The sequence below is a fragment of the Streptomyces glaucosporus genome, from assembly GCF_039533345.1.
Taxonomy (GTDB): Bacteria; Actinomycetota; Actinomycetes; order Streptomycetales; family Streptomycetaceae; genus Streptomyces; species Streptomyces glaucosporus.
In genome coordinates, this window is record NZ_BAAATJ010000025.1 from 1 (window position 1) to 21,649 (window position 21,649).

Below are 21,649 nucleotides of genomic sequence, written 5' to 3' on the forward strand. Positions count from 1 at the left end.
CACAAGCTCCGGTGCGCGACCACCCGGATCACCGGCCTCGTCCAGGCCGTCCTCACTCTGCATCTGGCCAGCTCAGACCGATGATGGAAAAGCCTCACTGATACGAGTGCCCCGAGCTGCGCGGCGGCCTCGCTTTGCTCTGGAGCGCCAACCAGTTCGTGCGGCGCCGGCTGCGGTGGCCACACAAGCACCCGACGGAACGGAGGTGTTCCGCCCGGCACACCGGTCATCGCCACGTCCCCGCCGCCTCGCCCCGCCCCGCACCCGCGGCCTTCCCCACCCGGGCGGTGCCGCTGCTGGAGCGTCTGGAGAACACTGGTTCAGCCACGTCTTCGAGTGACCAGAACATGCAGAAGGGAAGACATGCCGCACCGCTCGATCACTCTGGACCCCGACCAATTCAACGCGCTTTACCAGGTCACGCACCAAATATCCGAATTTCCGGCGTCTCGTCTGCTGGAGACGGGGTGTACTGCCGATGATCTGCGGTCTCTGATCACCCTACTGCGTGATGTGAAGGACCGACTGGAGGGAGTGTCGCGGATACGTCTGCTGCTGATCCCCGGGGAGGTGGGAGACGTCGGCCGCCCGGCTTCCGCCGAGGAGTCCGGCGCAGATGGCGAATCGGTCCGCGAGGTCCGGGCAGCCGTCCCACTGCGGCTCGCCGAACGATGGCATGATCTCGCACGCATTGCCGTGGACGGGTTGGGGCCGCGTGAAGTATTCCTCCGGACCGGCTACCGCCCGGAGGAAGTCGATTCCATGATGACTGTGCTCGAGTCCGCCTCTCCTCGATGATCCGCCCCGGGAGCTCGAAACCTGCGGACGTCCTTCCGGCTTCACCTCGGACGGCCGATGCCGCGGGGACCTCTGCCCCGGGTATGCGTGCACGGCTCGACGAGTATCGGATCCCGGCGAACACGTGAGTCGCCGTGGCCTTGTCGAGGCGGTCGAAGCCCATGGCCAGGGCCTTGAGCGTGTGCCGGCCGACCCCGTACCCGGAGAGACCCGCCGGGGACGCTGCACCTGGCGACTTCTCGCTCCCCCGTTGACCCGCCGAACAAGCAGGCACGAGCATGACGCAGATGGACAGCGGTGAAGGATGGGATGCCGTGAAGCGCAGGCTGCCTCTCGGCCGTCGAGTGAGAGGAGTCGTAGAAGTCCGCCGCCCCTTTGGCTTCTTTGTGAACTTGAGGGAAGCGCCAGGGATTGCCGCAATCGTGGACGTAATATCCTACTGCCCTGATGGGGAAGTGGCCGACCCGGTGGACTGGCCTACTGAAGGGGAGGAGATCGAAGCAGTCGTTTCGGATCACCGTGACCTTTATCACCAGATCAGACTTCGTGTCGGTCCTCCGTTCTCTCACTTGCCCATCGAAGGCGGCCTGCATCCGAAGTTACACTGAGGAGGAGAAGCGGAACTTGACGGGAGGCGCTTCGGCGCTGCTCTGGCTACTTTCGGAGAACTGAGGTGGATCAGGGCGCCTGTAGCCTTCAACCCGGTTATCGAACGCTGGCAAGTCCCACTCCCCGGATGGCGTCATGAGAACCCGGGAATCAACCCGAAGGGATTATTCCAGAAGATCACCGAGGATTATCCAAGGTCTGTGAAGTGGCACTTTGACACGTCGACCAGAAATTGACACATACTCCCCTGCCGACTGATTGAAATAATGGATCGCGAGGGCGGCATCCTTTCGAATCTCGCGGTTTCCGTGGCTCAGGAAGACCAAGTCTTCTGCGTTGAAGCGAACGCGGACATGGCGTTGATCCTTCAAGGACTCGAAAGAGCGGCAGCAGCGAGGGAACTTTCACGTGGCCAAGCAGTGGGTACAAAGTTTTCCGCATCAGGTGAAGAGGAATGACGGACGCGAACGATCCTCGCAGCAAAACCCTGGTGACAGACCGGGCCTTCCTCTCTCTCGCACGGAGCGATGCGCAGAGAATCGTCGAGCGAGATCTCCGTCGGCTGGCCGTTGAGCGCTCTCTCAGGAGCCCCGCCATCGCCGCAAAAATGGATGAGCCCGCCCACTCCATCAAGAAGATGATGCAGGAGTGGGAGCGTTTGGTGAACGTCCTGGAATCCCCGTGGGAGACAACCGATTACTTCCTTCTTGACGACTACATGTTCGCGCTCGACACGCGGGCTTCGCTTGAGAAGGAACTGGGTGACTTCTCCCCCGCCCCTCCCACGCCTCTCCTCATTGCTCTGGAGGGTCTTGACGCCCGATTCCTTGCACAGACCGTGAGGGAAGAACCAGGACAGGAGCGACAACTGCAAGCCTGGCTGAAGCCGCTCTCCGGACGCCCGCCGGAGTGGCTCTGGAACCGTCGGCCACGCGTCATGCCATGGTGATGAAGGCGGTGTCCCGTCCGCCGTCCCCCTCCACCGGCTCCCTCCTGGCCCGGCCCCGAGCCCGGTCGTTCATGGGTGGGGGCAGTATCGTCCCGGGGACGGCTTCTCCGTCCCCTTGGAGGACCGCGCGGATCGATGGGGAGACGGCGTCGAGTACCGAAGGCTTCACAGGCCGGACAGTGCCTGTCGGCTGAGTTACCGCATGGGGGAGACGAATGTCCGATCTGACCTCCGCCGCCAGGGACCTGGGCCGGGCCGTCGACGGCCCGGCCGGCGGCCGGATGCCCGAGGCCGCCAGGGCCTACGTCGAGAAGATCACCTTCGCGTCGGCCGACGACATCCTGACGGCGCTCCGGGAGGTCCTGGCCGAGGACTGGATGGCGCTGCCGCCCTGGGCGCGCAACCTCGCCTACCGTCTGGCCTGCCTGCAGCGCCCCGACGACGCGGGCCTGCTGCGGGAGGCGGCAGCGGACCTGCTGTGCTTCGGACCCGACTGGGACGACGCCGCCGACGCGCTCAGGCAGCGCGCCGAAGACCTGGAGCGTCGCAAGTGACTGAGGTCTTCCATGCCCCCGCGGTATGCGCACACGCCTCGGCGGAGGTCAGATCCCCGCGAATTCGGGTGCCCAGGCGAGCCGGACGCCAGGACTCTCGGCGAGTGCGGCCCACCGGGCGCCGGTGGGCCGCTTCTCCAGCACCAGCACCGGACGCACACGGCAGCCGGGATGCGCGGCCCGGAGCTGGTGGGCACAGTCGAGGACCCGGCCGATGCCCAGACGGGATCTGCCGGCCCGCGCTCGCGCCGCTCAGACTCTCGACCTCGGCGATGAAGACGTCCGCGCCGGACGACCAGCCGGCGTCGAATCCCGGAGCGTTCCGCGCGTACATGCGTACGTCGATCCCGCGGCCGCGCCCAGGTCCGCGATGAGCGCACCCACCGTCGCCCCATGGGCCCTTGAGGCTGCTGACCCTTCCGTCACACCGCTGTCCTGCCGCGGCCACTCTCTCCGCTCGCGTCGGTCCACGCCCGGGGCAGCCAGCCGACGTGGCGCAGGACGGGCACGATGCGGAAGTGGACGAATGCGGCCACCGGCGTCCTGCCGTCCTCGGCGGGGAAGAACAGGGCGTGCTGGAGGGGCATGTCGTCCTGCGGGTCGTCCAGGCCGACATCGGACAGGTCCGGCCGGTCGAACGCGGGCTCCAGCGTGACGCCCTTGCGTGCGGTCAACTCCCGCAGGGGGCACAGCCCCACCCGGTCCGCGAGGTCCGCCGTCGTGAGGGATGTGCAGACCCGCGGCCTCCCCCGATCGTCGACGTACGTGGGGTACAGCATGATGCGCAGTTCCGGGCGGCCCGGAGGTGCCGCTATCCCGGAGCGCAGCCGGTTGTGCAGGTTGGAGAGGGGCGCGGGCATCTCGGGGACGACGGTTGGCTGGTAGAGCGTCAGGTCCCGCTCGCCGCTCTCCCAGTGGTTGTCGTGGATCGTCAGCGGAGGGTGTCCGGGAACGCTCAGCTTCCACTCGACGGGGCTGGTGGCGGAGGCCGCGCCCGAACAGGTGGTGCCCTCCTTCCTCTCGCCCGCTTCCTTGCTCCGCGTCAGCTTGAGGTCGTTCAACAGGCGCATGGGTGTTGCTCCTCTCGGAAGGAAATCGCTCGCGCTTCAGGTTTTACGTGCCGGTTCCATGGCCGCCGTGCGGACACATCCGCCCGGTGTCTCGAGGTTCTGTGCGTCGCGGCCGGTGCGCTTGCGCCCCGTGTCCATCGCGGTGAGGGCGGTGCGGGGTACGCCGTGGGTGACGGTCGGGGGCACCCCGGTCCCGGTTTTGGCGATCGCCGCCGGTCGGGTACCGGCCCCCGATGAGTGAGCCGTCCTCGTCGAAGGCGACGCCCTGGTGCGTCAACTGCCATTGCCCGCGCTGGATCCGGTCGGCTGCTGCGCCGTGCTCTTGCCGAGGGAGCGGTTGTTGGTGTTGTGCGTGAGTCGCTCGGCCGCCAACTCGGTCGGGACGTCGGGTACTTCCATGTGCATGGCGGGTGCGCCTTTCCCCGGGAACCCTGGGGGTCCGAGCGGGTGAAGCTGGATAGAGACTGCCTCCATCGCGTGAACTCTGCCAATTTGACAGCTTGATTGTCGAGATGTTCAAGGCAGGCAGGGGCGGGCTCCAGGCCGGTGGGGAGGAAGCGCCGGCAACATGGCCTGCCCGCGGACCCCGGTGCTTCGGCAGCACCGCGGGACCGGGTCGCTCCGAGCTCGGCGGCCCGAACACATGCCTCTGACGCCCCCGCCGCGCTTGCCCGGTCCGGGCTCGGGTTGGCATCTTGGGGCGCGTCGCATCGGGCGTGGGATATGGCCGAGGCGGGATTCCACAGGACGCGCCACCATGCGGCCCCGAGGCGGAGGCCGAACCCATGGGCATGGCGGGTGGGCAGGGGTCGAAGACCGCTGAGCGTCAGGGAGCAGGCGCCGTCTACGGGAGCGGCCGGGAACGGCGGGGACCGAAGGGCTGGGGTGGCCGCGCGTGAAGTACGTCGTGGTGAGCTGGGACGCGGAGTGCCGGGGCTTCTGGACCGACCCCCGTGACTACGTGCACGCGCTCGACCTCCTGCGAGGGGACCTCCCCGAGGGAGCGAGGGAGTTCGCGACCGACCCCTCGCACTATGACTTCTACAGCGAGCGCTGCGTGAAGGACCTGAGACTCTCGAAGATGGAGCTGCCGGGGACGACCCCTGGGGACCTGCGGATCGTTTTCTCCCCGAACCCCTGGAAGCATGCCGCGGGACTGGTGATCGAGTACTCGGGCGTACGGCGCGTCGACATCTCCGAAGGCCGTTGTCCGTGGGACCAGGACGAGGGGTACGGCACCGTGCTGCTCGACGAGATCCTGCCCTCCGAGGCCGGGTGCTCCCACGAGATCGCGCTGAGCGTCTCCACGCTCAGGATCGAGTGCGCCGATCTCGTCGCCGGGTGGGCCGAGGCCGGGCGGTGATTCCGGGGATGCCGCATTCCGATGACCACAGAGCGTGGAAACTCGCCGCAAGCGGTCTCGTGGTCCTGGAGGATCCGCCGCCGAGCGATGTTCCCACGGCTGCCGAAGCCTGGCGGAAAGTGGTGAACATCGAGACGAAGCCCGTGGTCAGGGTGGACCGATCACTCCCGGACGCCATGGACGAAGTGGACCGGCAGTGGCTCGCCCGGGCGGAGAGGGAGTCGCTCTTCGCGGAAGACGGCTCTTTCCTCGTCAGCGTGGCGGGGCCCGGCGCTCTCGACGGGTGGGTGAGCGTGCGGTGGCCGGGGAGCGCCCGTATGGCCTCGGCCCTCTTCCATGACGAGGGATCGCCGGAGTTCGTCGCCATGTCGGCGGACGGACGCGTGCTGTGCGCGGTGACCACGGAGGAGTACGACTTCTGGATCGTGGTCCATGTCTTTCGGTGACGACCGTCCCCGCCTGCCGGGTCCCGGCGTGCGTCCGGAGCGTCTGTGGTCCGCGTCGGCACCACCAACCATCCCGGCCGGCACCGCGCCCGGCCTCCGACGACCCTCGCCGGCCTCGCCCGTCATGCCCGGCCGCCCCTGACCGGCCGGGCATGACGGACCCTGTGGCGTACGGGACCGCGAGAACGAGAAGGGTGATCCAAGGTGGCCCGATCGGCCGACATCGATTTCAACTTCGGTGCCCCGGTGTCCGTTTCGGAAGTTCTGCACTCGTTTCTGAGGCACGGCTTCCTCCTGACCCACCGCGGACTGGTTTCCTACGTGCTGGACGACGACGGGATGTACGACTGGAAGAAGGCGGACGGCTCGCGACTCGAGGAGGTCATCGCCATCGGAGGCAACAGCGACCCGGAGCGAACCTCGTTCGGCATCTCCTTGTTCCTGGGCGAACACGGGACAGGCGGCGACCTCCTTTTCCATCGAGGCCGGAAAAGGAGGTCGTTCATGATCGAGGTCAACCGCAGAACCGTTTCGCGGTCCTCGCGGTTCTGCGACTTCGGGTGGTATCTGGAGCGCATGGTCCCGGTCATGGAGCCTCTGGGGATGACCGAGCTGGTGGCGCGGGACTCGGCTTGACGTTCCGGCCGCGTCCCGCACGCACGCCGCGACGGCGGCCCCGGCCCGGCCCCGGCGTCATCGGCGGACCGAAGGCGTGGGGCCGTCCTTCCCCGGACCGGCCTCCTCACCGACACGACCCTGCTGGAGCGAGGACATGTACGAGTTTCACGGCTGGTTCGGGATCGCCGAGTCTCCCGAGGAGTCGGACACGGGAAGCCTTGAGGCGGGCATCGCCGAGCTGGAGGCGCGGATCGCACGGATCGCCTGGGCCACCGGCGAGGCCGCGCTGAAGGTCTACAACGGCGAACACTTCGTCCTGGTCAACGGCCTGGTGAACCGCCGCCGCGACGAGGCCGAGGAGCTCGAAGCCCTTCTGCGCCACATCGCCGCCCGCTTCCCCGGCTCCTGGGGCCTGCTCTACGAGCGTTCCGCCGACATGGACGTCCCGCCGGGGCAGGGCGCGTTCCGCGTCCGCGTCATGGCCAGGGGTGAGCTCCGGGACCGTCCGGATCCGTTCCTCTCGCCGGTCAGGCCGGTCATCGAGGACTGAACGGAACTTTCCGGAACTCGGCGGCCCGCACATGGTGCGGCTCGGCGCCCCGCGGCCTCCGGCCGGACGGCGAGGCGGGCGGTTCTCCCGCGGGACGCCGGGGGTTGAGCCATGGGGCGCCGAGTGAGATCGTGCCCGCTCGCCGGCCGTGTCCCCTCCGTTCCGGAGGCGGCTGCCGGTCTGGAGACGCACCCGGACCACGTGCCCGGCTTCAGAGTTCGCCGAGGAGGCATTCATGGATGAGCAAGTCGCCTGCGTGCACTGCGGACAGGACTGGCTCCGCCCGTTCCGCCGCAAGGACACCGGGGAGCGGTTCCTCCTCTGTCCCGAGTGCGATTCCCTCTGGCCCGAGGGGCACGATCCGCACTCCGAGACGGAGCACTGCCTGAGCGAGTTCGTGTCCGCTCCCGCCCCTGGAGGAGCCTGGGATGTGATCGCTCCCGTTGAACGACCCGACGCGGGCGGCGCAGACAGGGAGTCGTCGCCCGGGCCGGGAGCGGCAGGCGGCGGCAACCGTATGCCCTCGGCCGTACGGCCGAGGGGCCGCCCGTCACATGAGGAGGTGCCGGTGATCGAGGTCGGAAGGGTGGGACGCATCTCCTCGGGCGACCATTCCGGGAAGTTCGTCAAGGTCCGGGAACTTCCCGACGATCCGCCGAGTTTCCTGGTCCTCCTGGCGCACGACAGGGGGTTCCGGCGCGGATACGGGGACTACTGGGTCGAAGACCGCGCGTCCCTGGAGCAGTTCTTCGCCGAGGGGAGCTGGGTGGTCGAGTGGCTGGGGCCGCGCGGTGCGACGGCGGGCTGACACGCGGCAGCCGTGAAGGCGTCCTCGGCAGCCGGAGGGCGCGGAAGGGGATCTCCGCGGCCGACGCGACCGGGCAACGGACCCGGGGCCACCGCGGCATCCCCCTTGCCCCCGTCGCCCGCGGTACTCCGGCTGTGAACGGCGGTTCTCCCGCACGGGACGTGGCTTGTCGCCGGCGACGACCGGCTCATGCCGCGTGCCCGGTAGGCTGCGCGCAGTTCCGTCCGGAGTTTCGGGGAGCGGCATGTGGCGCGAGTTGGTGGCAGGAGCCGGTTCGGGGGCCGAACTCCGCCCTCCGGTCCGGGAGACCCACATCGGTGAGGCCGAGCGCCGGCTCGGACATCCCCTCCCTTCGGACCTGGTAGAGCTGCTGCTGGAGACCGATGGGGTGGTCGATTCCCACGGCACCTCTGTCGTGTGGTCCACCGGGCGCATCACGGCGGACAACCTGGCGTTCCGTCGCAGCCCCTCGTTCGCCCGGCTCTACCGCCCCTTCGGCTCCCTGCTGTTCTTCGGGGACAACGGAGGCGGGGACCAGTTCGCCTTCGCTGTCGGCCGGGGCGGGGACGGCGTCTTCGTGTGGGACCACGAAACCGACGAGCGGTGCGTGGTCGCGTCCTCGCTCGAGGAGTATGTGAGGCGCTCCCTGGAGGCCGACGCGGGAGACTGGTACCGGCAGTGACCTGGCTGAAGGGCCCTGCGGCACCGCTGATCCCCTCATCGCCTCGTCATCGGAGCAGTCCCTCAGCGGATCCGGCAGACCGGGAGCGGCATGCGGGAGGAAACCAGTGCGATATCGAGGCTCTGGAGCGAGGGACGTCTGCCGGTACGCGACGGCGCGTACGACGCGACCGGGCGCGCATGGGACGTCGTCGTCGACCCGGCCGCGCCGGGCGGACTGCTGATCGCGGACGAGTTCAGCCTCGACGCCTTCCTGGACGCTCGGCCGGACTGGGTCACGGCCGTCGATCCGACAGTGGAGGAGCAGGTGGGCCGGGGCGGGGGTTTCCTGTGCTGTGGCGAGGGGTCCTACGGTTCCGAGGGGTTCATCGCCCGGCTCGATCCGCGCAGGAAGCTGCTGTGGGCGGTCTATCTGGAGGACTCCGATCCCTTCGTGTCGATCGACCTCCGGAACGACACGGCTCGTTTCAGGTCCAGTTCCGGTGTGACGGTCACCGTCGACGCCGGGGCACGCTTCTTCCGCCCCGCAGGAGACGCTTGAGAACGCTCCGGCTGCGGTCCCCGGCGCCCGGCCCCCGGCTTGCCGGCCTCGTCCGGGCCCGTACTCTGCCGACATCCGGCCGGATGGGAACGGAGGCGGGGAACTCTTGGCACGAACGGAGCGGGACGGGCCGATGGCCGCGGCGGTCGGGGTGCTGGAAGGCATCCGGGCCCTCACCCCGCTGACCGGTGAGGGCGTGGCGGCGCAGTTCGGGGCCCGGGGCTGGGAGGCCGGGGGGCGGCCGAAGGGCGGCTTCGAGACGTCCTGGAGCAAGAGCGGCGTCATCGGCTGGTTCCACCGCTACTCGGGCGGGGTCCGGGTCGAGTTCACCGTCTGGATGCGGGACGTGGACGAGGACACGGGCTACTTCGAGGATCTGGAGGCGGTCTACGCGGAGGGGGAGCAGGCCCTGGCCGGATTCCTCCCACAGATCGAGTCGTCCGCGCTCTCGGCCCACCTGTCCGAGGCCGAGGGGACGGCGGAGGACACCGACGAGTACATCGCGTTCCGGAAGTGGACCCTGAACGGCCGGATGCTGACCGCCGGCGTCGTTCAGGAGGACACCGATCTCCCGGTCCGTGTCGTTCTCGTGCTGGAGGAACAGCCGTGATCCGGATGCGTGGCCTCCCCGCCCGTCCAGGGAGGCCGTGTGCCGGGCGGCGCGCGGTCGTGCGCCCCTCCCCCGTCCCGGCTCGTCGCGGCGCGGAAGGGGCGCACGGGGTGCGGCGGGCCGGTCAGGCCAGGCCGGCCACCAGTTCCGCCACCGGCTTGCGGCGGCCGGTGAAGAAGGGGACCTCCTCGCGGACGTGGAGGCGGGCCTTGGAGCCGCGCAGGTGGCGCATGAGGTCGACGATGCGGTGCAGCTCGTCGGCCTCGAAGGCCAGCAGCCACTCGTAGTCGCCCAGCGCGAAGGAGGCCACGGTGTTGGCGCGGACGTCCGGGAAGCCGCGCGCCATCTGGCCGTGCTCGGCGAGCATGCCGCGGCGCTCCTCGTCGGGCAGCACGTACCACTCGTAGGACCGCACGAACGGGTAGACGCACACGTACGCCCGCGGCTCCTCCTCGGCGAGGAAGGCCGGGACGTGCGACCGGTTGAACTCGGCGGGGCGGTGCAGCGCCATGTTGGACCACACCGGCTCCAGGGCGCGCCCCAGCTTCGTGCGGCGGAAGAGGTTGTAGGCCTCCTGGAGCGCGTCGGCGGTCTCCGCGTGCCACCAGATCATCACGTCGGCGTCGGCGCGGAGCCCGGAGACGTCGTAGGTGCCGCGCACGACGACGTCCTTGGCGGCGAGCTGGTCGAACAGCTCCTGGACCTCGTCGGCGTGGCCGGCGCGGTCCTCGGGGAGGGCCTCGCGCAGCCGGAAGACCGACCAGAGGGTGTAGCGGATGACCTCGTTGAGGTCCCTGGCCTTCTTGCCCGCGTTGGGCGTCTTGCGGGGTTCAGCAGTCATACGGCCATTCTCACGCGCCCGTTCCGGGGCCGGGCGACCGGGTCCCGGCGGTCCTCAGCACCGTCCGGGCGGCGGCGCGGCCGCTGGCGATGCAGGCCGGGATGCCCACGCCGTCGTACGCGGCCCCGCACACCGCCAGGCCGGGGTAGGCGGCGAGGTCCCGGCGGACGCGGGCGACGCGGTCCGGGTGGCCCACCGGGTACTGCGGCAGTCCGTTCTCCCAGCGGGTGACCGTGCGCGCCACCGGGCGGGCGGTGAGTCCGATCGCGGACTTCAGGTCCCGCAGGGACAGGTCCACCAGTTCGTCGTCGTCGTGCCGCAGGACCTCCTCCTCCCCGTACCGGCCCAGGGAGGTGCGGAGGACGAACAGGTCCGGGTCCTGGGCGGCGACCCACGACCACTTGTTGGTCGAGAAGGTGGACGCCTTGACGGCGTGCCCGTCCACGGGCGGGACGAGGAAGCCGCTGCCCTCCGGGGCCTTCGTGAGGTTCCGGCGGCGGAAGGCCAGGGTGACCAGGGCCATGGAGGCGTACTCGACGGTCTCCAGTTCGGCGGCGGCGGCCGGGACCTCCCCGGCCAGCAGCCGTGCGGCGGCCGGCGCCGGGACGGCCAGCACCACCGCGTCCGCGTCCCGGTCCCGGCCGCCGGCGGTCACCGTCCAGCCCCGCTTGGTGCGGCGCAGCTCCGTCGCGGACACGTCGGTGAGGATCTCCGCCCCGGCCGCCCGGCAGGCGTCGGCGACGGCTCCGGGGAGCCGTCCGACGCCGCCCTCGATGCCCATGAACACGGGGCCCTCCCGGTGCTGCGCGGCGGTCCGCTCCCGGACCGCGCGCGCCGCGGCCAGCAGGGAGCGCTCCCGCCTGGCCGCCTCGTACAGCCCGGGGACGGCGGCGCGCATCGAGATCCGGTAGGCGTCCCCGGCGTACACCCCGCCGAGCAGGGGTTCCACGAGCCGGTCCACGACCTCACGGCCGAGACGCGCGGCGACGTACTCGCCGACGGCCACGTCCTGTCCGACTCCGGTGCGCGGCAGGTCGGCGTCCTCGGCGGCGCGGGCGATGCCCTCGGGGGAGACCACTCCGGCCAGGGAGGCCGGGTCGGCGGGCACGCCCATGACGTGCCCGGTGGGCATCGGGTGCAGCCCGCCGCGGGTCCACACCGCCGCGGCCGTGGTCGCGGGCGGCTGGAGGGCGTCGCCGAGGCCGACCTCGCGGGCCAGTTCGACGGCCTCGGGGCGGCGGGCGAGCATCGACTCGGCGCCCAGGTCCACGTCGACGTCCGCGATGCGTCCCGTGTGCAGCTTGCCGCCGAGCCGGCCGGTGGACTCCAGGACGGTCACGCGCGCGCCGCCCTTGAGGAGGTGGTGGGCGGCGGCGAGTCCGGAGATGCCGCCGCCGATGACGATGACGTCCATGTCTCCACTCTCGCAGACCTGCGCCCGTCCGGCGGAGGTGGCCCCTCCGCGTCCGGACCGTGACCGCATCGCGACCGGGGACCGGAAACCGGCCCGGCGGGGCGTCCGTCCAACTTCCGTCATCGGCAGACGTATTGGGGGATGGGATGTTCACACGCGGCACACCGCCGTCCGGTTCCTTCCGCGGGTCGCTGCGGTCGCGTCCGAGGCTGCTGGCCGCCGCCGTGCTGGCCGCCGTGGCGGTCGCCGGCTGCGGGGCGGCGGGCGACGGCGGGGCGGCGAGTTCGGCCGACCGGGGGGCGGCGGCGCAGCGGGACGCCGGGGAGGGCGGGCCGGAGAAGGCGTCCGCGGGCCGCGCGGCCGAGGCGCCCGGCCCCGCCGCCACCCATATCGTCCGGACGGCCTCGCTGACCGTGGAGGTCGGAGACGTGCCGGGCGCGCTGGCGGGCGCCCGCCGGACGGTGGAGGCGGCGGGCGGCTACGTCGCCGACGAGTCCACCGACCGGGACTCCGGGGGCCGGGAGCGCTCCCGGGTGACGCTGCGGGTCCCGCCCGCGGAGTACGAGGAGGTGCTGGAGGACCTGGCCGGGCTCGGGAAGCCGGTCCGGCGGAAGGTCACGGCGGAGGACGTCACCGACGAGGTCGTGGACGTGGAGAGCCGGATCAGGACGCAGAAGGCCAGCGTGGAGCGGGTCCGGGAGCTGATGGACGAGGCGGAGAAGCTGTCCGACGTGGTGACCCTGGAGTCCGAGCTGAGCACCCGGCAGGCCGACCTGGAGTCCCTCCAGGCGCGGCTGGAGTCCCTGCGGAAGCGCACCGGGATGGCGACGGTCGCCCTGTCCCTGCACGAGCCGGGCGGGGAGCCCGGAGAGGACGCCGGGCCCGGCTTCGGCGACGCCCTGGCGGCCGGCTGGGACGCGTTCGTCACGGTGCTGCGCTGGACCGTCGTCGTCATCGGGGCGGTGCTGCCCTTCGCCGCGGCGGCCCTGCTGGCGGCTCTGGTGTGGCGCGGTCTGTCGCGGGGCGTCCGCCGTCTGCCGCGAGGAGTCCGCGGCCCGTCCCGCGCCGCCTCCCCGGCGCCGCCGGAGCCGGTCCCGCCGGCGGGCGGCGGGACCGGCGGGGCCGGGGGCTCCGGGAAGGACGGTGCGGACGGCGGGGACTGAGCGGGGCGGCGGCCCGGGGCGTCAGCGGGCGGTCTGCTCGTGCACGAACTCCACCAGCCGGGTGAGGGCGTCGGGGTCGGTGTCGGGCAGGACGCCGTGGCCGAGGTTGAACACGTGGCCCGGCAGGTCCCGGGCCGCGTCCAGCACGCGCCGCGCCTGGGCCTCGACGGCCGGGCGCGGCGCGAAGAGCACCGCCGGGTCGAGGTTGCCCTGGACGGCCTTGTCCGGTCCGATGCGGCGGGCGGCCTCGTCCAGCGGCACCCGCCAGTCGGCGCCGACGACGTCCGGGCCGGCCTGCGACATCAGTCCGAGCAGCTCGCCGGTGCCGACGCCGAAGTGGATGCGGGGGACGCCGTAGGGGGCGACCGCGTCGAACACCTTGGCGGAGGCGGGCAGCACCGAGTCGCGGTAGTCGGCGGGGGCCAGGGCGCCGGCCCAGGAGTCGAAGAGCTGGACGGCGGAGGCGCCCGCCTCGATCTGCACCTTCAGGAAGGCGGCGGTGATCTCCGCGAGGCGGTCCAGGAGGTCGGCCCAGAGGTCCGGGGCGCCGTACATCATCGCCTTGGTGTGCTCGTGGTTGCGGGACGGCCCGCCCTCCACGAGGTAGCTGGCGAGGGTGAAGGGGGCCCCGGCGAAGCCGATCAGCGGGGTGGCGCCCAGCTCGGCGGTGAGCGCGCCGACGGCCTCGGTCACGTACGCCACGTCGTCCGGCTCCAGCGGGCGCAGCCGGCGCAGGTCCTCGCGGGTGCGGAAGGGCCGGTCGACGACGGGGCCCACGCCCGGCTTGATGTCCAGGTCGATGCCGATGGCCTTGAGGGGGACGACGATGTCGCTGAAGTAGATCGCCGCGTCCACCTTGTGGCGGCGGACGGGCTGGAGGGTGATCTCGGTGACGAGATCGGGGCGCATGCAGGAGTCGAGCATCCCGATCCCCTCGCGCACCCTGCGGTACTCCGGCAGGGAGCGTCCGGCCTGCCGCATGAACCACACCGGGGTGTGCGGCACCGGCTCGCGGCGGCACGCCCGCAGGAAGGCGGAGTCGGCGACGGCGGCTCCGGAGCGGGCGGCCTCCGGGGCGGAGGGGGAGGTCGGGGCGGGGGTACGGTCGTCGGCGGTCACAGGCAGAAGTCTCGCACGTGTCCCTACCCGCCCGGGGCACCCGTTCCGCCTACGCTGCCGCCCATGGCAGCGGCGCGAGCACACCTGGCGGACGGTGCGGAGGGTCCCGGCGGCGGGGAGGCCCCGCACCCCTTCCGGCAGGCCGTGGCGGCCCTGGAGGCGGCGCGGGCGCGGCCGGAGGTGCGGCTCGGGCCGCTGCCGGCGCCCCGGCGGCTGGCGCCGTTCGCACACGCCCTGGAGGCGTCGGTCGAGGTGGACGGCGAGGAGCTGGCCGACGGGCGCTTCGTGCTGCTCCACGACCCCGACGGCCAGGAGTCCTGGCGGGGCGCCTTCCGGGTGGTCACCCTGGCCCGCGCCGACCTGGAGGCGGAGGTGGTGGCGGATCCGCTGCTGCCCGAGGTCGCCTGGTCGTGGCTGACGGGCGCCCTCGCGGCGCGGGGCGCGGCGTACGACGCGCCGGGCGGCACGGTGACGCGGGTGAGTTCGCACTCCTTCGGGGAGCTGGGCGACCGCGCGCCGCGCGCGGAGATCGAGATCCGCGCCTCGTGGACTCCCCGGGAGGGCGCGGTGAACGCGGTGGCCGGGCATCTGGCCGCCTGGTGCGACCTGCTGTGCCAGTGCGCGGGGCTGCCGCCGGAGGGCGGGGACGGCGCGGCCATCGTGCCCCTGCCGCAGCGCCGCGGCCCGCAGCCGCTCCGGTGACTCCGCGCCCGCCCGAAAGGGGCGGGGTCCGTCCCTGCGCGGGGCGGGGCGGGCGGCGGGACGCGGGGAGGCCGTGCGGAGGGGGCGGCCCCCCCACCGGGTGAGGCCGGTGACTCCTTTGCCCGGCGTGGCGGTCCCCGGGTCGACCCTGTGTCCGATTTGCCGGAATTATCACTCACTCATTCGTGATCATTCCCTAAAGCCGGACGCCGGAACTGCCGAAGGACTCTGTGGCCCCTTCACAGGGCCCATCCCGACTCCCCCCAGTCGGCTTCCGTCCGCTCTCCACTCCCCAGGAGGCCCGGTGTCCGTTCTTCTTGAGCACCCCACAAGCCTGGTCGCCTACCGCCCGAACAAGCCGACGGCCATGGTCGTCGTCGCCGACCCCCGCGTCCGTTCCACCGTCACCCGCCACCTGTGGGCGCTCGGGGTGCGGGACGTGATCGAGGCGTCGTCGATCGCGGAGGCCCGCCCCCGAGTGGCCAATCCACGCGACATCTGCGTGGCCGAGGTCCACCTGCCCGATGGCTCCGGCCTGACCCTGCTCTCCGAGACCCGGGCGGCCGGCTGGCCCAACGGCCTCGCCCTCTCCGCCGCCGACGACATCGGTGCCGTGCGCAACGCCCTCGCGGGCGGCGTCAAGGGCTACGTCGTCACCGGCACCCGCGGCGCTCCCCCCCACCCCGGCCGTCCCGGCGCCACCCCCATCGGCGCCACCGCGGCCGCCCGCATGCACCGCCGCCCGCCGGGCGCACCCGGACAGCCCAGCGGCTACCGGGAATTGTCCGGCCGGGAGATCGAGGTGCTGCGACTGGTGGCGGAGGGCCAGTCGAACAAGGCGATCGGCGTCTCCATGGGCCTGTCCGCCCTGACCGTCAAGAGCCACCTCGCCCGGATCGCCCGCAAGCTGGGCACCGGCGACCGCGCGGGCATGGTCGCGGTCGCCCTGCGCACCGGCATCATCCACTGACCGCCCACCCGTCCGCCGACCCCCACCGAACCCGCTCCCGCGGTCCGGGCCCCGGCGGCCCGGACCCCGACCCCGTCACGGCGTCCCCGGCCCCCGCCGGGGACGCCGTGCGCGGCGCCCGCCGACGTCACGTTCCGTCGGCGGGCGCTGCGTATCGCGTGCACACGGATACCCTTGTCGCGTGACCGACGCCCAAGAGACCTCCATAAGCAGCACGGATCGGCTCCCCTCCGGGGACGCGGGTCCGGCGCCGGTCCCCCTGCTGGAGCCGCGCGAGGGCGTTCCCCCCGTGATCGCCACGCCCGAGGCCCTCGCCGAGGTCGTGGACGCCTTCGCCGCGGGGCGCGGGCCCGTCGCGGTCGACGCCGAACGGGCGTCCGGCTACCGCTACGGACAGCGCGCCTACCTCGTCCAGCTGCGCCGCGAGGGCGCGGGGACCGCTCTGATCGACCCGATCGGCTGCCCGAACCTGACGTCCCTCGGCGAGGCGGTCGAGGACGCCGAATGGGTGCTCCACGCCGCCACCCAGGACCTCCCCTGCCTGCGCGAGATAGGCATGCAGCCCAGGCGGCTGTTCGACACCGAGCTGGCCGGCAGGCTCGCGGGCTTCGCCCGGGTCGGCCTCGGCCCGATGGTCGAGAACGTCCTGGGCTACTCCCTGGAGAAGGGCCACTCCGCGGTGGACTGGTCCACCCGCCCGCTGCCCGAGCCCTGGCTGCGGTACGCGGCCCTGGACGTGGAGCTGCTGGTCGACCTGCGCGACGCCCTGGAGGAGGAGCTGGAGCGCCAGGGGAAGCTGGACTGGGCGCGCCAGGAGTTCGCCGCCATCGCCGCGGCCCCGCCGCCCGCGCCCCGCAAGGACCCCTGGCGCCGCACCTCCGGCATGCACAAGGTCCGCAGGCGCCGCCAGCTCGCGGTCGTGCGGGAGCTGTGGACGGTCCGCGACCAGGTGGCGCAGCGGCGCGACGTCTCGCCGGGCAAGGTGCTCACCGACGCGGCCATCGTGGAGGCGGCGCTGGCCATGCCCGCCACCGTGCAGGCGCTGGCCGCGCTGCCGGGGTACGGGCACCGGATGGGGCGGCGCCAGCTCGAGCAGTGGCACGCGGCGGTCCAGCGCGCCCGCGCCCTGCCCGAGAGCGAGCTGCCGCCGCCCGCCCTGGCCCCCAGCGGCCCCCCGCCGCCCCGCGCCTGGGCGGACAAGGACCCGGTCGCGGCGGCCCGGCTGTCGGCCGCGCGCGCAGCGGTGACCGGACGCGCCGAGGAGCTGGACCTCCCCCAGGAGAACCTCCTCTCCCCCGACACCGTGCGGCGGCTGTGCTGGGAACCCCCGGCCGATCCGACCCCCGGGGCGGTGGCGGAGGCGCTGCGCGGGTACGGCGCGCGGGAATGGCAGATCGAGCAGACGGCGGAACTGCTGGCGGTCGCCCTGTCGGCCGCCCCGCCGGAGGAGTAGGCCGCCTCCCCGGCCTTCCCCCGGCGGTGGGGCGGGGGACGGGCCCCGGCTGCGCACCGCGGTGGTGGAACCGGGCTTCACTCGGACGGCGGCGCCACGTAGAGTGAGCGACCGCCAACGAACGAGGGGGACAGCATGTCTTATCCGAACCAGCCGTACCCGCCGCAGCCGCAGCCGCCGAACAACTCCAACACGCTCAGCATCGTCGGGATCGTGCTGGGCTGCGTGGCGCTCATCTTCTGCCCGCCGCTCTTCGGCATCGCGGGCATCATCTGCGGTGCGATCGCCAAGTCCAAGGGCGAGCGGCTCGCCATGGCCGGCATCCTGGTTCCCGCGGCGGGCCTGGTCCTCGGCATGGTCCTCGGCTTCGTCGTCTTCCAGGGCATGTACAACGTCTGACGCGGGCGCGCGTCGCCCTCCGGGCCCGTCCCCCATCCGGGGGCGGGCCCGTTTCGCCGCTCCGCAGCGGAACCGGGGCGCGGCGGAGCGTGGCGAGTGTGATGTGCGACTCCTCGGGGAGGCGGCTGTCCACCTGAGGGTTACCGGTAAGTAGCATAAGCTCCGGGAAGCACGCCGTACGGCGTACCACCGCACCCCTGGAGGAGAGCCAACGTGCCTCGTACCGCTAGGGACGTCGTCTTCGTCGACGGCGTTCGCACCCCGTTCGGCAAGGCGGGCCCGAAGGGCATCTACCACGAGACCCGCGCCGACGACCTGGTCGTCAAGTGCATCCGCGAGCTGCTGCGCCGCAACCCCGGCCTGCCGCCGGAGCGCATCGACGAGGTCGCCATCGCCGCGACCACCCAGATCGGCGACCAGGGCCTCACCCTCGGCCGCACCGCCGGCATCCTCGCCGGGCTGCCGAAGACGGTGCCCGGCTACTCCATCGACCGCATGTGCGCCGGCGCCATGACCGCCGTGACCACCACCTCCGGGTCGATCGCCTTCGGCGCGTACGACGTCGTCGTCGCGGGCGGTGTCGAGCACATGGGCCGCCACCCGATGGGCGAGGGCGTGGACCCCAACCCGCGCTTCGTCTCCGAGAAGCTGGTCGACCAGTCCGCCCTGTTCATGGGCATGACGGCGGAGAACCTCCACGACCGCTTCCCGCACATCACCAAGCAGCGCGCCGACGAGTACGCGGTGCGCAGCCAGGAGAAGGCCGCCAAGGCCTACGCCGACGGCAAGATCCAGGCCGACCTGGTGCCGGTCGCCGTCCGCCGCACCAGCCCCGAGGGCGGGGAGACCGGCTGGGGCCTGGCCACGGCCGACGAGCCGATGCGCCCCGGCACCACCCTGGAGCAGCTCGCCGGGCTGAAGACCCCCTTCCGCACCCACGGCCGGGTCACCGCGGGCAACGCCGCCGGCCTGAACGACGGCGCCACCGCCTCCCTGATCGCCGCCGAGGACGTGGCGCGGGAGCTGGGCCTGCCGGTCAAGATGCGCCTGGTCTCCTACGCCTTCGCGGGCGTCGAGCCGGAGGTCATGGGCATCGGCCCGGTCCCCTCCACCGAGAAGGCGCTCGCCAAGGCGGGTCTGTCCATCGGCGACATCGGCCTGTTCGAGATCAACGAGGCGTTCGCCGTCCAGGTGCTGGCCTTCCTGGACCACTACGGCATCGCCGACGACGACCCGCGCGTCAACCAGTACGGCGGGGCCATCGCGTTCGGCCACCCGCTGGCCTCGTCGGGCGTCCGCCTGATGACGCAGCTCGCGCGGCAGTTCGAGGAGCAGCCGCACGTCCGCTACGGCCTGACCACCATGTGCGTCGGTTTCGGCATGGGCGGCACCGTGATCTGGGAGAACCCCCACTGGGAGGGCAAGTGAGCACCGCTGAGCTTCTGAAGGGCGCCGCCGCGCTCTTCCCCGACGAGGTCGTCACCAGCGCGCACGTGCGCCACCTCGACCTCCCCCAGGGCGCCGGCCGGTTCGCGCTGATCACCCTGGACAACGGGTTCGACCACACCAAGCCCACCACCTTCGGTCCGCAGTCGCTGGTCAACCTGGACAAGGCGATCGACCAGGTCGAGGCCGAGGCCGCCCGGGGCGAGATCGTCGGCGTCGGCGTCACCGGCAAGCCGTTCGTCTTCGCCGTCGGCGCCGACCTCAAGGGCGTCGAGGCCATCCGCGACCGCCAGGACGCGCTGGCCATCGGCAAGGGCGGCCACGACATCTTCAAGCGCCTGTCCTCCCTGGCCGTGCCCACCTTCGCGTACTACAACGGCGCGGCGATGGGCGGCGGCGTCGAGATCGGCCTCCACTGCACCTACCGCACCGTCTCGCGGGCCGTCCCCGCCTTCTCCCTGCCCGAGGTCTTCCTCGGCCTGGTGCCCGGCTGGGGCGGCTGCACCCTGCTGCCGAACCTGATCGGCGCCGACCGCGCGGTCTCGGTGATCATCGAGAACTCGCTCAACCAGAACAAGCAGCTCAAGGGCGCCCAGGTCCACGAGCTGGGCATCGCCGACGCCCTCTTCGACGGCGCCGACTTCCTGGAGCAGTCCCTGATCTGGACCGCCTCGGTGCTCCGCGGCGAGATCGAGGTCGACCGCCCGGACGTCGACCGCGGCGAGGCCTGGGACCAGGCCGTCGCCCGCGGGCGCGGCATCGCCGACTCCAAGGTGCACGGCGCGGCCCCGGCCGCCTACCGCGCGCTGGACATCATCGCGGCGGCCAAGAACGGCGACCTGCGCCAGGGCTTCGCGGCCGAGGACGAGGCGCTGGCCGACCTGATCATGGGCGACGAGCTGCGCAGCGGCCTGTACGCCTTCAACCTGGTGAACAAGCGCGCCAAGCGGCCCGCCGGCGCCCCCGACAAGTCGCTGGCCCGCCCGGTCACCAAGGTCGGCGTCGTCGGCGCCGGCCTGATGGCCTCGCAGCTGGCGCTGCTGTTCGTCCGCCGCTTGGAGGTGCCGGTCGTCCTGACCGACGTCGACCAGGAGCGGATCGACAAGGGCGTCGCCTACGTCCACGGGGAGATCGACAAGCTCCTGCTCAAGGGCCGCGTCAACCAGGACAAGGCCAACCGCCTCAAGGCCCTGGTCAGCGGTGCGCTGGACAAGGCCGAGGCCTTCTCGGACGCCGACTTCGTGATCGAGGCGGTCTTCGAGGAGATGGGCGTCAAGCAGCAGGTGTTCGCCGAGGTCGAGGCGGTCGTGCCCGAGCACGCCATCCTGGCCACCAACACCTCCTCGCTGTCGGTCACCGAGATGGCGAGCAAGCTCAGGCACCCCGAGCGGGTCGTGGGCTTCCACTTCTTCAACCCCGTGGCCGTCCTGCCGCTGCTGGAGATCATCCGCGCCGAGCGGACCGACGACGCCTCGCTGGCGACGGCCTTCGCGGTCGCCAAGTCGCTGAAGAAGACGGCCGTCCTGGTCAAGGACGCCCCGGCGTTCGTCGTCAACCGCATCCTCACCCGCTTCCTGGGCGAGGTGCTCCGCTCCATCGACGAGGGCACCCCCGTCGAGGTCGCCGACCGGGCGCTGGCCCCCCTGGGCCTGCCCATGTCGCCGATCGTGCTGCTGGAGCTGGTCGGCCCGGCGGTGGCCCACCACGTGGCGGGCACCCTCCACGCCGCGTTCCCCGACCGCTTCGCCGTCTCGGAGAACCTGGGCCGCGTCGTCGAGGCGGGCAAGCGCAACCTGTACGTCCACGACTCCGGCAAGCCGGAGCTGGACCCGGAGGTCGCCGCCCTCTTCGAGACCGGCGACACCGTCCTCACCGAGGAGCAGGTCCGCGAGCGCGCCCTGAACGCGATCGCCGAGGAGGTCCGGCTGATGCTGGACGAGGGCGTGGTGGCCGAGGCGCAGGACATCGACCTGTGTCTGATCACCGGCGCCGGCTGGCCCTTCCACCTGGGCGGCATCACGCCGTACCTGGACCGCGAGGGCGTCTCCGAGCGCGTCAACGGCAAGCGGTTCCTGGAGCCGGGCGTCGCCGGCGTCCCGCGCTGACCGCAGCCGCTCCTGAGGGCGTCCGTCCGCACACCCCGTGCGGGCGGGCGCCCTCCGCCGTGCGCGTGGCACCCTGGTGCGCATGCGTGGGCGCACCCTTCTGGTCGTGGACGCCGCCAACGTCGTCGGCTCGGTGCCCGACGGCTGGTGGCGGGACCGGCACGGCGCGGCCGAGCGGCTGCGGGACCGGCTCGCCGCCCGGGAGGGCGGCGAGGAGGTGGTGCTCGTCGTGGAGGGCGCGGCCCGGGGGGTGGCCTCCGTGCCCGGGGTCCGGGTGGTGGCCGCCCCGGGCAGCGGGGACGACCGGATCGTGGAGCTGGTGGCGGCCGAGGGCGCGGGGCGGCGCTGTGTGGTGGTCACCGCCGACCGGGAGCTGCGGGAACGGGTGACGGCGCTGGGCGCCGAGGTGGCCGGGCCCCGCTCGGTGCGCTGAGCGCCGC

The 21,649-nt window shown here is 72.1% G+C and carries 25 protein-coding genes and 1 pseudogene; 21 read left to right on the plus strand and 5 right to left on the minus strand.

Annotated features, from left to right (window positions below):
• From ABD358_RS22340 to ABD358_RS22360, 5 genes and pseudogenes are all read left to right on the plus strand, one after another.
• A pseudogene (locus tag ABD358_RS22340) lies at window positions 1-84 on the plus strand (IS5/IS1182 family transposase); the annotation flags it as partial.
• Between the two features lie 279 nt (window positions 85-363).
• Complete coding sequence (locus ABD358_RS22345) at window positions 364-798, plus strand: hypothetical protein (RefSeq protein WP_344632901.1); 435 nt, start codon at window positions 364-366, stop codon at window positions 796-798.
• A 278-nt stretch (window positions 799-1,076) separates the two neighbouring features.
• Window positions 1,077-1,406, plus strand: coding sequence for a hypothetical protein (locus tag ABD358_RS22350; RefSeq protein ID WP_344632902.1), 330 nt, complete (start codon window positions 1,077-1,079; stop codon window positions 1,404-1,406).
• Between the two features lie 455 nt (window positions 1,407-1,861).
• The gene (locus tag ABD358_RS22355) at window positions 1,862-2,356 is read left to right on the plus strand and encodes a hypothetical protein (protein WP_344632903.1); all 495 of its coding nucleotides are present in this window, start codon (window positions 1,862-1,864) and stop codon (window positions 2,354-2,356) included.
• A gap of 215 nt (window positions 2,357-2,571) precedes the next feature.
• Window positions 2,572-2,910, plus strand: coding sequence for a hypothetical protein (locus ABD358_RS22360; RefSeq protein WP_344632904.1), 339 nt, complete (start codon window positions 2,572-2,574; stop codon window positions 2,908-2,910).
• Between the two features lie 422 nt (window positions 2,911-3,332).
• On the opposite strand, the gene ABD358_RS22365 is transcribed toward ABD358_RS22360, so the two are convergent.
• On the minus strand, window positions 3,333-3,980 hold the full coding sequence (locus ABD358_RS22365) for a hypothetical protein (RefSeq protein ID WP_344632905.1): 648 nt from the start codon (window positions 3,978-3,980) through the stop codon (window positions 3,333-3,335).
• Between the two features lie 273 nt (window positions 3,981-4,253).
• Complete coding sequence (locus tag ABD358_RS22370; RefSeq protein ID WP_344632906.1) at window positions 4,254-4,385, minus strand: hypothetical protein; 132 nt, start codon at window positions 4,383-4,385, stop codon at window positions 4,254-4,256.
• A gap of 490 nt (window positions 4,386-4,875) precedes the next feature.
• Here ABD358_RS22370 and ABD358_RS22375 point away from each other — a divergent pair, with 490 nt between their 5' ends.
• The 8 genes from ABD358_RS22375 to ABD358_RS22410 all read left to right on the plus strand — a co-directional run bounded on the left by ABD358_RS22375 (window position 4,876) and on the right by ABD358_RS22410 (window position 9,597).
• Window positions 4,876-5,343 (plus strand): hypothetical protein, encoded by a 468-nt coding sequence (locus ABD358_RS22375; RefSeq protein ID WP_344632907.1) that lies wholly within the window; start codon window positions 4,876-4,878, stop codon window positions 5,341-5,343.
• 122 nt (window positions 5,344-5,465) lie between these two features.
• A complete protein-coding gene (locus ABD358_RS22380; protein ID WP_344632908.1) occupies window positions 5,466-5,789 on the plus strand; it encodes a hypothetical protein in 324 nt (107 codons plus the stop codon).
• 204 nt (window positions 5,790-5,993) lie between these two features.
• Window positions 5,994-6,425, plus strand: coding sequence for a hypothetical protein (locus tag ABD358_RS22385; protein WP_344632909.1), 432 nt, complete (start codon window positions 5,994-5,996; stop codon window positions 6,423-6,425).
• A gap of 136 nt (window positions 6,426-6,561) precedes the next feature.
• The gene (locus ABD358_RS22390) at window positions 6,562-6,957 is read left to right on the plus strand and encodes an Imm7 family immunity protein (protein ID WP_344632910.1); all 396 of its coding nucleotides are present in this window, start codon (window positions 6,562-6,564) and stop codon (window positions 6,955-6,957) included.
• Window positions 6,958-7,525: 568 nt separating this feature from the next.
• Complete coding sequence (locus ABD358_RS22395) at window positions 7,526-7,765, plus strand: hypothetical protein (RefSeq protein WP_344632911.1); 240 nt, start codon at window positions 7,526-7,528, stop codon at window positions 7,763-7,765.
• A 244-nt stretch (window positions 7,766-8,009) separates the two neighbouring features.
• Entirely contained in the window at window positions 8,010-8,447 is a 438-nt protein-coding gene (locus ABD358_RS22400; protein WP_344632912.1) for an SMI1/KNR4 family protein, read from the plus strand.
• Between the two features lie 90 nt (window positions 8,448-8,537).
• Complete coding sequence (locus ABD358_RS22405; RefSeq protein WP_344632913.1) at window positions 8,538-8,987, plus strand: hypothetical protein; 450 nt, start codon at window positions 8,538-8,540, stop codon at window positions 8,985-8,987.
• Between the two features lie 106 nt (window positions 8,988-9,093).
• Window positions 9,094-9,597, plus strand: coding sequence for a hypothetical protein (locus tag ABD358_RS22410; RefSeq protein ID WP_344632914.1), 504 nt, complete (start codon window positions 9,094-9,096; stop codon window positions 9,595-9,597).
• Window positions 9,598-9,721: 124 nt separating this feature from the next.
• Here ABD358_RS22410 and hemQ read toward each other — a convergent pair whose 3' ends face one another.
• Window positions 9,722-10,438, minus strand: a complete 717-nt coding sequence (gene hemQ, locus ABD358_RS22415; protein ID WP_344632915.1) for a hydrogen peroxide-dependent heme synthase — start codon at window positions 10,436-10,438, stop codon at window positions 9,722-9,724.
• Between the two features lie 10 nt (window positions 10,439-10,448).
• Window positions 10,449-11,852 carry a protoporphyrinogen oxidase gene (gene hemG, locus ABD358_RS22420; protein ID WP_344632916.1) on the minus strand — a complete coding sequence of 468 codons (1,404 nt, stop codon included), beginning with the start codon at window positions 11,850-11,852 and terminating at the stop codon, window positions 10,449-10,451.
• A gap of 146 nt (window positions 11,853-11,998) precedes the next feature.
• On the opposite strand from hemG, the gene ABD358_RS22425 reads away from it, so the two are divergent.
• On the plus strand, window positions 11,999-13,015 hold the full coding sequence (locus ABD358_RS22425; protein WP_344632917.1) for a DUF4349 domain-containing protein: 1,017 nt from the start codon (window positions 11,999-12,001) through the stop codon (window positions 13,013-13,015).
• A gap of 21 nt (window positions 13,016-13,036) precedes the next feature.
• On the opposite strand, the gene hemE is transcribed toward ABD358_RS22425, so the two are convergent.
• The gene (gene hemE / locus ABD358_RS22430; RefSeq protein ID WP_425576391.1) at window positions 13,037-14,134 is read right to left on the minus strand and encodes a uroporphyrinogen decarboxylase; all 1,098 of its coding nucleotides are present in this window, start codon (window positions 14,132-14,134) and stop codon (window positions 13,037-13,039) included.
• A gap of 63 nt (window positions 14,135-14,197) precedes the next feature.
• On the opposite strand from hemE, the gene ABD358_RS22435 reads away from it, so the two are divergent.
• The 7 genes from ABD358_RS22435 (at window position 14,198) to ABD358_RS22465 (ending at window position 21,642) form a co-directional block, all read left to right on the plus strand.
• Window positions 14,198-14,836, plus strand: a complete 639-nt coding sequence (locus ABD358_RS22435) for a DUF3000 domain-containing protein (RefSeq protein ID WP_344632918.1) — start codon at window positions 14,198-14,200, stop codon at window positions 14,834-14,836.
• A 304-nt stretch (window positions 14,837-15,140) separates the two neighbouring features.
• A complete protein-coding gene (locus tag ABD358_RS22440) occupies window positions 15,141-15,806 on the plus strand; it encodes a helix-turn-helix transcriptional regulator (RefSeq protein WP_344632919.1) in 666 nt (221 codons plus the stop codon).
• 181 nt (window positions 15,807-15,987) lie between these two features.
• Window positions 15,988-17,259 (plus strand): ribonuclease D, encoded by a 1,272-nt coding sequence (locus tag ABD358_RS22445; protein WP_344632920.1) that lies wholly within the window; start codon window positions 15,988-15,990, stop codon window positions 17,257-17,259.
• Window positions 17,260-17,394: 135 nt separating this feature from the next.
• Window positions 17,395-17,658 (plus strand): hypothetical protein, encoded by a 264-nt coding sequence (locus ABD358_RS22450; RefSeq protein ID WP_344632921.1) that lies wholly within the window; start codon window positions 17,395-17,397, stop codon window positions 17,656-17,658.
• Window positions 17,659-17,871: 213 nt separating this feature from the next.
• Entirely contained in the window at window positions 17,872-19,086 is a 1,215-nt protein-coding gene (locus tag ABD358_RS22455; protein WP_344632922.1) for a thiolase family protein, read from the plus strand.
• Complete coding sequence (locus ABD358_RS22460; protein WP_344632923.1) at window positions 19,083-21,209, plus strand: 3-hydroxyacyl-CoA dehydrogenase NAD-binding domain-containing protein; 2,127 nt, start codon at window positions 19,083-19,085, stop codon at window positions 21,207-21,209. Before ABD358_RS22455 ends, ABD358_RS22460 begins: the two co-directional genes overlap by 4 nt.
• 82 nt (window positions 21,210-21,291) lie before the next feature.
• A complete protein-coding gene (locus tag ABD358_RS22465) occupies window positions 21,292-21,642 on the plus strand; it encodes a PIN domain-containing protein (protein ID WP_344632924.1) in 351 nt (116 codons plus the stop codon).
• Window positions 21,643-21,649: the final 7 nt, after the last annotated feature.